This window comes from Azovibrio sp. (assembly GCF_049658005.1).
GTDB lineage: Bacteria > Pseudomonadota > Gammaproteobacteria > Burkholderiales > Rhodocyclaceae > Azovibrio.
Window position 1 is genome coordinate 1 of record NZ_JBASOH010000012.1, and the last position, 10864, is coordinate 10864.

Below are 10864 nucleotides of genomic sequence, written 5' to 3' on the forward strand. Positions count from 1 at the left end.
GGCGGGCACCCGGGCGATTTCCTCGCCGGTGGCGGGGTTGGTGACGGCCAGGGTGGCGCCGCTATCGGCTTCGATCCAGGCGCCGCCGATCAGGCAGCGGGTAACGAGCAGTTCCGGTGATTGAAGTTTCATGGCTTGAAAATCTCCAGAAAAAATACATACTTGAGACTGTTTTCCTCGAAAGGCACTCAGGTATGGACAGGTGGATTGGGCAGCGCGGCTTATTATGCGCCCTCCTCGCCGCGCTCGGGCTGGCCGGCTGCGGCGGCCTGGGTAGTTTCGGCAGCTGGGGTGGCGATACGGGCGGCAATACCGGCAGCAACACGGGTGCGGCCGTCTCCCGCCGCGCCCTGGAGCCGACGCCTCAGGGCAAGGAAGTGGTGATGTATGCCTTGAGCCTGATCGGCACCGGCTACCGTTTCGGCGGCAAGAATCCGGAAGCGGGCCTCGATTGCTCGGGCATGGTGAGCTACATCTACACCCAGGCCGCTTCGGTGCAGCTGAGCGGCAGTGCCGCCGACCTCGCGCAAAAGGGCCGCCCGGTCACGCACCAGAGCCTGCGCCCCGGCGACCTGGTCTTTTTCAACACACTCAACCGGCCCCGCTCCCATGTCGGCATCTACATCGGCGACCGGCGCTTCGTGCATGCGCCTTCCAGGAACGGCCAGGTCAGGATCGAACGGCTGGATAGCGGCTACTTTGCCAGCCGCTTCGAGGAGGCCCGGACCTACTTCGATTGAAGCGCCTTGAAGCGCCGCCCCGGGCCTGGCGGCGGACGAGGCGCCGGTGCTGAACGCCCTGCCAGCCGTGAGCGGGATCACTGCGGATCACTGCGGATCACTGCGGGATCACTGCGGATCACCGCGGGATTACTGCGGGATTACTGCGGGATCACTTCTTGCGGGACATGGCAATCAGGGCATCGGTGTTGGCCAGCAGTTGTTCAAAGCCATTGCCCTGCACGCGGTACTTGCCTTCCACCACGAGGGTGGGAACGCTGTCGATGCCCATGGCCTTGCCGAGTTGTTCGGCGCGCTTCAGCTTGCTCATGACGCCAAAGGAATTGAAGGCGTCGGAGAATTTCCTGGCCTCGCCGCCCTGGCGCACATACCACTCACTCATGCTCTTTTCGTCATAGAGACGCAGGCGCTGGCCGTGCAGGGCGGCAAAGACGGCGTCGTCCATTTTCGCCAGGTCGCCGGTCGCCTCCAGGGTGTAGTAGAGGCGGGCCAGGTTGCCCCAGGCGGCATTCCAGAGCACGGGCACGCGGCGAAAAGCCACCTCGGCGGGCTGCTTTGCGGCCCAGGCCTTGATCATGGGGTGAAATTCGTTGCAGTGGCCGCAGCCGTAGGAGAAGAATTCGATCACCTCGATCTTCTTCGGGTCTTCCTTGATCTGGGGGCTGGTCAGCAGGATGTAATCCTGACCGGATACTGGATTGCTCTGGGCAGCGGTCGCCAGGGGAATGGCGCCGATGGCCAGCAGGGCGGTGGCGGACAGGAAACGGCGGCGGCTCGCGTGCATATTCACTCCTTCGGGATGAGGGCGGTATCGACGCCAGCCTTGGCCAGTTCAGACCGGACCTTGTTGGCGTCCTCGAGTTTGGTATAGGGCCCCAGGCGCAGGCGGAAGTAGGTCTTGTCCTGCACCATCACCTGCTGCACCGAGGCTTCCAGACCCATCATGGCCAGGTTGGCCTTGAGGTTGTCGGCATCTTCGGCCCGGCTGAAGGAACCGGCCTGCAGGTAGTGGGGCTTGCCGGGCTTCTCGGCGGCCGCTTTGGGCTCCTCTCCGGGGTCCTTGGCGTCGGCTGGTTTGACCTCCGCCGTCCTGGGTAATTCCTTGCCGGCTACGGCTTCGGCCTTGCCAGGCAGCGCTTCGGCCTTGCCGGGCAGAATGTCGTAGAACTGGAAGCGCTTTTCCGGCACCGGGTCGCCGGGCTTGCCGGGCAGGGCCACGGGCGGCTGGTCTGGCTTGGTGCTGCTGCTGGGGGCCTGCTGGACCTTGTTGACAAAGGGGGTCGGGGATTTGTTCATGTACCAGACCACCCCGGCGGCAAGCACCACCCCCAGCACCAGGCCGATGAACATGCCGATCAGGGTGCCGCCAGCGGATTTCTTGCGGGGGGCGGGTTTTCTGGATTTCACATCGCGACTCATGGCAACTCCTTACATGCTGGCCGGGCAGGATACACCCAGCATGCCCATGCCGTTGCGGATGACCTGGCGCACGGCGGCGGCCAGGGCCACCCGGGCCAGCTTCAATTCTTGATCTTCCACCAGCATCCGCTCGGCGTTGTACCAGGCGTGGAACTCGGCGGCCAGGTCCTTCAGGTAGAAGGCCACCTGATGAGGGGCCAGGTCGCGGGCGGCGGCTTCGATGACTTCGGGAAACTCGGCGAGCCGGGAGGACAGCGCCAGTTCCCGGGGGTTGTCGAGCCGGGCCAGCCTGGCGTCGGTCAGACTGGCGGCGTCACCGCCCCACTGGTTCATCACCGAACAGATCCGGGCGTGGGCGTACTGGATGTAGTAGACCGGGTTTTCGTTGCTCTGGCTCTTGGCCAGGTCGAGGTCGAAGTCGAGATGCTGGTCGGCCTTCCTGAGCACATAGAAGAAGCGGCAGGCGTCGTTGCCCACCTCGTCGCGCAGCTCCCTGAGGGTGACGAACTCGCCGGAGCGGGTGGACATGGAGGCCTTCTGGCCGTTGCGGTAGAGCACGGCGAACTGGACCAGCACCACCTGCAATTTTTCCGGATCGAGTCCCAAGGCTTGAATGGCGCCCTTGACCCGGGCAATGTAGCCGTGGTGGTCGGCGCCCCAGATGTCGATGATCCTGTCGAAACCGCGCTCGTACTTGTTGAGGTGGTAGGCGATGTCGGAGGCGAAATAGGTGTAGATGCCGTTCTCGCGCTGCACCACCCGGTCCTTCTCGTCGCCGAAGGCGGTGGATTTGAACCACTTGGCGCCGTCCTGGACGTAGAGGTAGCCGGCGTTTTCCAGTTTCTCGACACAGCGGGCCACGAGGCCGGTATCGAACAGGGACTTTTCGGAGAACCAGACATCGAAATGAACGCCGAATTCCTCCAGGTCGCTGCGCCCGTCGGAGAGCTGCTGCGTCAGGGCGTGCTGGTGCACCGCGTGCCAGTCCTCGCCCAGCAGGGCCTTGGCGTTGGCGATCAGGGCATCCAGGTGGCTCTCCCGCTGGGCCTTGGCTTCCGGGTCGTCCCGGGCGGGGTCGGGGATGCCCGGGGTAGCGGCCAGCACGGCTTCGGCGGGGCGCACATAGCGGTCGGCCCTGGCGGTTTTCAGCTGTTCGGCCATGCTGCGCACATAGTCGCCCTGGTAGCCGTTGGGAGGAAAGTCGATGCTGCAGATGCCATGCAGTTCGAGGTAGCGCAGCCAGGTGGAGAGGGCCAGGATGTCCATCTGCCGGCCCGCGTCATTGACGTAATACTCCCGGGTCACGTCCCAGCCGGCATAGGCCAGCAGGCTGGAGAGGCTGGCCCCGTAGGCGGCGCCGCGGCCATGGCCGACATGGAGCGGCCCGGTGGGATTGGCGGAGACGAATTCCACCTGCACCTTCTGGCCGCCGCCCAGGCGGGAGCGGCCAAATGCCTCGCCGGCTTCCAGCACGGTCTTGACCGCGCGGGTCTTGCTGCCGGAATCGAGGGTGAAATTGATGAAGCCGGCCCCGGCCACCTCGGCCTTGACCACCAGGCTGGAAACAGGCAGTTCGGCAAGGAGGCGCTGGGCGATCTCGCGCGGATTCTTCTTCAGGGCCCGGGCCAGCTGCATCGCCAGGTTGGTGGCAAAGTCGCCGTGGCCCGGGTCCCGGGGGCGTTCCAGCTGGATCGGAGTGTCCGCCGCAGCGGGGGCGACGCTGGCCAGGGCCTGCTGCAGCAGGGCGGTCAATTGAGTCTTGGAATCGTGGGCCATTGAATTTTTGGCGAAGGCAAAGGGGGGAATTATACCCAGACAGACCGGATTGCCACTGGCAACGATGCCGCAAGGCAGCGTTGTTGCTGCCGTGGTTTGCGCCTACACTGGATGCCCCAGCCACCCCAATGACAGGAGAATGACCATGGCAAGCATGATGAGAGCCGCAGTTTTTGTCGCACCCGGACGCATCGAACTGGCCGAGAAGCCGATTCCCGATGTCGGCCCCAACGAGGCCCTGGTCCGCATCACGACCACGACCATCTGCGGCACCGATATCCATATTCTCAAGGGCGAATATCCGGTGGCCAAGGGCCTTACCGTGGGGCACGAGCCGGTCGGGGTGATCGAGAAGCTGGGCAGCGCCGTGCGCGGTTACCACGAAGGCCAGCGGGTGTTGGCCGGGGCGATCTGCCCCAACTTCAATTCCTATGCCGCCCAGGACGGGGTTCCTTCCCAGGATGGCAGCTATCTGATCGAATCCGGCAAGTGCGGCTGTCACGGCTACAAGGCCACCGCCGGCTGGCGTTTCGGCAACATGATCGACGGCACCCAGGCGGAATACGTGCTGGTGCCCGATGCCCAGGGCAACCTGGCGCCGATCCCCGACGGCCTCACCGACGAGCAGGTGCTGATGTGTCCGGACATCATGTCCACCGGCTTCAAGGGCGCCGAAAATGCCAACATCAAACTCGGCGATACCGTGGTGGTGTTCGCCCAGGGCCCGATCGGGCTGTGCGCCACCGCCGGCGCCCGGCTGCTGGGGGCGACCACGATCATCGCCGTCGATGGCAACGACCATCGCCTCGGCATCGCCAAGGTGCTGGGCGCCGACGTGACCCTCAATTTCCGCAACTGCGACGTGGTCGATGAAGTCATGAAGCTGACCGGCGGGCGCGGCGCCGATTCCTCCATCGAAGCCCTGGGGACGCAATCCACGTTTGAATCCGCCCTGAAGGTCCTGAAGCCGGGCGGCACCCTGTCCAGCCTCGGGGTGTATTCGAGCGACCTGAGCATTCCCCTGGGCGCCTTTGCCGCCGGCCTGGGGGATTACCGCATCAATACCGCGCTCTGCCCGGGCGGCAAGGAGCGCATGCGCCGCTTGATGAATGTGCTGGCGGCGGAGCGGCTCGACCTGGGCGTGCTGGTGACCCACAAGTACGCTCTCGATGACATCGTGGCTGCCTATGATCTGTTTGCCCATCAGCGCGACGGCGTCCTGAAGATCGCCATCAAGCCCTGAGCCACCCTTCGTTTCGCACCCGCCTGGCGCTCATCCGCCAGGCTTTTTTTTGCGGGTCACTGGAGCCAAGGGGCCAAGGGCGCGGGGTGGGGGGTTCGGGTCTCGCCCAGGCAATCCTGTCCCTGAAATCCGCGACTTGCCTCACTTTTCAGGCTAAACTTGACCGCTTGATTTTTTAGCCCTGCCATGCGCCTTTTCCGTCTCATCAAGATTCTCGCCGTCGCCAGCCAATACGGGCTGGATTCGATGGTGCTCGAACTAGAGCCCTCCGGGCGGCTGGCGCGGCTCGCCAACGCCCTGCAGTTCTGGCGCGATCTTTCCCTCCCCAGGGGCGTGCGCCTGCGCCAGGCCCTGGAAAATCTGGGGCCCATCTTCGTCAAGTTCGGCCAGATGCTCTCTACCCGGCGCGACCTGCTGCCCCAGGACATCGCCGACGAGCTGGCCCGGCTGCAGGACCAGGTGCCACCCTTTTCCTCCGCACTGGCCTTGAAAGAGATCGAAAAGGCCTACGGCAAACCCGCCTCCGAGGTGTTTACCGAATTCGACCCGGTGCCGGTGGCCTCGGCCTCGATCGCCCAGGTCCATTTCGCCCGCCTGCCCGATGGCAAGGAGGTGGCGGTGAAGATCCTGCGCCCCAACATGCACGGCGTCATCGAGCATGATCTGGCCCTGATGGACGCGGCGGCGATGCTGCTGGAAAAAATCTGGGCCGACGGCAAGCGCTTGAAGCCCCGGGAGGTGGTGGCGGAATTCGCCAAATACCTGCGCGACGAGCTCGACCTGATGCGCGAGGCCGCCAACTGTTCGCAGCTGCGCCGCAATTTCGAGGGCTCGCCCCTGTTGATGGTCCCGGAAGTGTTCTGGGACTGGTGCGGCCCCACGGTGATGGTGATGGAACGCATGCACGGCACGCCCATTTCCCGGATCGAGGAGTTGCGCGCCCAGGGCATCGATCTGGAGCAGCTGTCCATGGCCGGGGTGGAAATTTTCTTCACCCAGGTGTTACGGGACGGTTTCTTCCACGCCGACATGCACCCTGGCAACATCTTCGTCCATGCGGACGGGCGCTACATCGCCCTCGATTTCGGCATCGTCGGCACCCTCACCGATTCCGACAAGAACTACCTGGCCCAGAATTTCATCGCCTTCTTCCGCCGCGACTACAAGCGGGTGGCGGAGGTTCATATCGAATCGGGCTGGGCTCCGGAGAACACCCGGGTGGATGAATTCGAGGCCGCCATCCGCGCCGTCTGCGAACCCATCTTCGACCGTCCCCTGAAGGATATTTCCTTCGGCAAAATCCTGTTGCGCCTGTTCCAGACCAGCCGCCGTTTCAATGTGGAAATCCAGCCGCAGCTGGTGATGCTGCAAAAGACCTTGCTCAACATCGAGGGCCTGGGCCGGCAGCTGAACCCGGACCTGGATCTGTGGAAAACCGCCAAGCCTTTTCTGGAACGCTGGATGAGCGAGCAGATCGGCTGGCGCGGCGCCTTGAAGGGCGTGCGACAGGAGGCGCCCCAGTGGGCGCGTAGCCTGCCGCAGCTGCCGCGCCTCGTGTACCAGGCCCTGGCCCGGCCGCCCCGCGCCGATCTGGCGCCCCAGCTCGAACGTCTGATCGCCGCCCAGGATCAGCAAAACCGCTGGCTGCTGGTGATCGCCCTGCTCCTGGCCATCATCGGGGCCGCCCAGTTTGTCTAGGTTTTCATGAGCAAGATACCCGCCTCCGAAAGTTTCACACGCGCCCATGTCGAGCAGTGGCTGGGCGAGCACACCCTGAAAAAAGCCGAAGCCTATGTGGATGCGGTGGAGGGGCTGGATGTGAAGGCCCAGCGCATCGTGGGCCAGGTGCAGGGCTCCGCCGCCCAGCCTTATCTGGTGCTGATCCATTTTCTCGGCGACAAGCCGGAGCACGGCATCATATCCGGCTGCACCTGCCCGGTACGGCATCAGTGCAAACATGCGGCGGCGGTGCTGCTGCATGCCCTGCAGGAACGGGACGATCCCGACCGGGTTTCCCCCGGGGTGCTGTCCTGGATCACCGATCTGCGCCATCTGAGCCAGGCGGTGGAAAAGAAGAGCCGGGGCCGGTCCGCAACAGCGAGCAAGGCGCGGCTGTTCTATCACTTCAACTGGCACTCCGGCGAGGTCCGGGTCCGGCCCATGAAGGGCCTGCGTCCCGATACCGCCAAGCCCTGGACCCTCACCGAGAAGGCGCTGGTACAGCCGCCCCAGTTCGTGGAAGACGACGATCTGCCCATCCTGCGCCTGCTCTGGGCCGGGCGGAATCCCTATTTCTTCCAGGATGGCTTTGCCCTGACGCCCCAGAAGGGGGCCGAAGCATTGCACAAACTGCTGAGTTCAGGCCGCTCGATTGCCGGTCAGCCGCCCATCACCCTGGCCGAGGGCCCGGCCCGGCCCGGCCAGATCATCTGGCAGGCCGAGGGCATGGGCCTGCAACAGCCCCGGCTCCTGGCCCAGCCGGAAGCCACCTTGATCATTCCCACCGTCCCGCCCTGGTATCTGGACATGGAAGAAGGCTGGGCCGGCCCCCTGTTGCTGGAACTCTCGCCCGACCTCGCCCAGAAACTCCTGACCTTGCCGCCCCTGTCGCCCAAGGAGGCCGCCCTGGTGGCCGATGCCCTGGCCGAAGTGGCGCCTGGCGTGCCGGTTCCGGCCCATGATCTGGCGGCCCGTTGCCGCCTGGTGGACGAACCGCCCCGGGGCGAGTTGCGCCTCGATACCCTGGAGGTGCACGGCATCCGGGCCTGGCGCGGCTATGACAACAACTTCAATGCCCATGCCTTCGACTACGCCGAGGCCAGCCTGTGCTATGGCGAGGTGCGTCTGGCTTTCGACGACCCCCGGGAATACGTGACCTTGCCCGGCGGCGAGATGCTGCGCCTGAAGCGCCAGCCCGAGGCCGAGGCGAAATTGCTGCAGCAACTTGCCAAGGTCGGGCTGGAGCCGGTGCCCAGCCAGGCCCTGTACTGCTTCGGCAAGCGTCCGGCCAAGCTCTATGGCCTGGCTGCCGAGGCGGACTGGCCGGCCTTCATGGAACAGGGCACCGAAGCCCTGGAGCAGGCGGGCTGGCGGGTCAGCCATGCCCAGACCTTCCGCCATCATTATCTGGAAGTGGACGCCTGGGAGGCGGACATCAACGAAGGCAGCGGCGGCTGGCTGGACCTGGATATGGGCGTCGTGGTCGAAGGCCAGCGCCTGCCCCTGGCGCCCCTGCTGGCGGACCTGTTCCGCCGCGACGCCCGCTGGCTCGACGCCATTTCCCTGGCCGACATCTCTCCGGACGAATCCATTGAACTGCAAACCGAGGACGAGCGCCGCATCCGGGTCCCCGCCGAGCGGCTGAAGCCCCTGGCCCGGCTTTTGATCGACCTGTTCGACGGCTACAAGGAAGGCCCGCTGCGCCTCTCCCGCCTCGACGCGCCGCGCCTGGAAGAATTGCAGGACCGCAGCCGCTGGCAGTTCCGGGGCGCCGAGGCGGTACACGCCATGGCCGAGCGCCTCAAAGCCAGCATGGGGGTGCAGGATATCGAGCCCCCCGTGGGCTTCAAGCTGGAACTGCGCGACTATCAACGCGCCGGCCTGGCCTGGCTGCAGTATCTGCGCGAACACGGTCTGGCCGGCATCCTGGCCGACGACATGGGCCTGGGCAAAACCGCCCAGGCCCTGGCCCACCTGTTGCTCGAAAAAGAGTCGGGCCGCATGGATCGTCCTTCCCTCGTGGTGCTGCCCACCTCGCTGATCTTCAACTGGAAAAACGAAGCCAGCCGCTTTGCCCCGGACTTGAAGGTGCTGAGCCTGCACGGCCTGGAGCGCAAACAGTTCTTTGACCAGATTCCCGGATACGACGTGGTGCTCACCACCTATCCACTGTTGTGGCGCGATGCCGAAACCCTGCAGCAGCATGAATACCACCTGCTGATTCTGGACGAAGCCCAGACCGTGAAGAATTCCCGCAGCAAGAGCGCCGGCGTGGTGCGCCAGATCAAGGCCCGGCACCGGCTCTGCCTGACCGGCACCCCCCTGGAAAACCACCTGGGCGAGCTCTGGGCCCAGTTCGACTTCCTGCTGCCCGGCTTCCTGGGCGACAGCAAGAGCTTCACCCGCCTGTGGCGCAACCCCATCGAAAAGCAGGGCGACATGATGCGCCGCGACCTGCTGGCCCGCCGCCTCAGACCCTTCATCCTGCGCCGCAGGAAAGACGATGTCGCCACCGAACTGCCGCCCAAGACCATCATCATCCGCACCGTGGAACTGAGCGGGGGGCAGCGCGACCTGTATGAAACCGTGCGCGCCGCCATGGACGAGAAGGTGCGCTCCGAAATCGCCAGCCGGGGCTTTCGGCGCAGCCAGATCGTCATCCTCGATGCCTTGCTGAAGCTGCGCCAGGTGTGCTGCGATCCGCGCCTGGTGAAATCGGCTGTGGCCAGGAAGGTCAAGGAGCGGGCCAAGCTCGACCTGCTGATCGACATGCTGCCGGAGCTGGTGGACGAGGGCCGGCGCATTCTGGTGTTCTCCCAATTCACCTCCATGCTTGATCTGATCCAGGCCGAACTGGAGGCCGCCAAACTCGGCTTTGTGCGCCTGACCGGCGAAACCCAGGACCGGGAAACCCCGATCAAGGCCTTCCAGGCCGGCGCCGCGCCGATCTTCCTGATCAGCCTCAAGGCCGGCGGCGTGGGCCTCAACCTGACGGCGGCCGATACCGTGATCCACTACGATCCATGGTGGAATCCCGCCGTCGAAAATCAGGCCACGGACCGGGCCCACCGCCTGGGCCAGGACAAGCCGGTATTCGTCTACAAGCTGATTGCGGCGGGCAGCATCGAGGAAAAAATTCTCGCCCTGCAGGCAAAAAAGGCGGAACTGGCAGCAGGCATGCTTTCGGAACAGCACCAGACCGACATCAAATTCGGCGAGGCCGACCTGGCCGCCCTGTTCGAGCCTTTGCCCAGCTAACCCAACTTTGCCCAGCTAACCCAAACTCCGGCACCGGATCCGCAAGGGGCCGATCCGGGATCATCGCCCCCTTCTTCAAGCCACTGCTTCCCCATGTCATCCACTGCCGCCCGCCTCATCGACGCCGCCCGCAAGTTGTCGGACGAAGTCGATGCCCTTCCTTTTTCCGCCCCGGTCACCCTCGTCTATAACCCCCTCGACTACGCCTGGGAGGTGCACCGCCGCTATCTCGAGCGTTACGGGTGCGGCACCAGGCGGGTGCTGTTCCTGGGCATGAATCCCGGCCCTTTCGGCATGGCCCAGACCGGGGTGCCGTTTGGCGAGATCAGCGCGGTGCAAGACTGGCTGGGGCTGACGGGGCCGGTGGGCAAGCCGGCGCGGGAGCATCCCAAACGGCCGGTGGAAGGCTTTGCCTGCCGGCGCCGGGAAGTGAGCGGCGAGCGTCTATGGGGCCTGTTCCGGGCGCGTTTCGAGGCGCCGGAAGCGTTTTTTGCCGAGCACTTCGTCGCCAATTACTGCCCGCTCCTGTTCTTTGCCGCAGGCCGCAACCTGACGCCGGACAAGCTGCCGGCAGAGGAGGCCAAACCTTTGCTCGCCGCCTGCGATGCCCATCTCAGGGCGATGGCCGAGGCGCTGCAGCCGGACTGGGTGATCGGCGTCGGGGCCTGGGCGGAACAGCGCGCGAGATTCGCCCTGGCGGGGCTGCCGC

Annotated in this window: 8 protein-coding genes; 5 read left to right on the top strand and 3 right to left on the bottom strand. The window is 65.0% G+C overall.

Going from position 1 to position 10864, the window contains the following annotated elements; genetic code table 11:
* Positions 1-194 precede the first annotated feature (194 nt).
* Entirely contained in the window at positions 195-740 is a 546-nt protein-coding gene (locus WBH99_RS01115) for a C40 family peptidase (RefSeq protein ID WP_424218261.1), read from the top strand.
* A 151-nt stretch (positions 741-891) separates the two neighbouring features.
* Here WBH99_RS01115 and WBH99_RS01120 read toward each other — a convergent pair whose 3' ends face one another.
* The 3 genes from WBH99_RS01120 to argS are packed head-to-tail and all read right to left on the bottom strand — an operon-like array spanning position 892 to position 3935.
* A complete protein-coding gene (locus WBH99_RS01120; RefSeq protein ID WP_424218262.1) occupies positions 892-1524 on the bottom strand; it encodes a thiol:disulfide interchange protein DsbA/DsbL in 633 nt (210 codons plus the stop codon).
* 2 nt (positions 1525-1526) lie between these two features.
* Positions 1527-2159: an SPOR domain-containing protein gene (locus WBH99_RS01125; protein ID WP_424218263.1), complete on the bottom strand. Its 633-nt coding sequence runs from the start codon at positions 2157-2159 to the stop codon at positions 1527-1529.
* Between the two features lie 9 nt (positions 2160-2168).
* Positions 2169-3935, bottom strand: coding sequence for an arginine--tRNA ligase (argS, locus tag WBH99_RS01130; RefSeq protein ID WP_424218264.1), 1767 nt, complete (start codon positions 3933-3935; stop codon positions 2169-2171).
* Between the two features lie 145 nt (positions 3936-4080).
* Here argS and WBH99_RS01135 point away from each other — a divergent pair, with 145 nt between their 5' ends.
* The 4 genes from WBH99_RS01135 to WBH99_RS01150 form a co-directional block, all read left to right on the top strand.
* On the top strand, positions 4081-5178 hold the full coding sequence (locus tag WBH99_RS01135) for an NAD(P)-dependent alcohol dehydrogenase (protein ID WP_424218265.1): 1098 nt from the start codon (positions 4081-4083) through the stop codon (positions 5176-5178).
* A 186-nt stretch (positions 5179-5364) separates the two neighbouring features.
* A complete protein-coding gene (ubiB, locus tag WBH99_RS01140; protein WP_424218266.1) occupies positions 5365-6876 on the top strand; it encodes a ubiquinone biosynthesis regulatory protein kinase UbiB in 1512 nt (503 codons plus the stop codon).
* A 6-nt stretch (positions 6877-6882) separates the two neighbouring features.
* A complete protein-coding gene (locus WBH99_RS01145; protein WP_424218267.1) occupies positions 6883-10155 on the top strand; it encodes an SNF2-related protein in 3273 nt (1090 codons plus the stop codon).
* Positions 10156-10248: 93 nt separating this feature from the next.
* Positions 10249-10864: uracil-DNA glycosylase family protein (locus WBH99_RS01150; RefSeq protein ID WP_424218268.1), on the top strand; the 616-nt coding region annotated here is incomplete at its 3' end.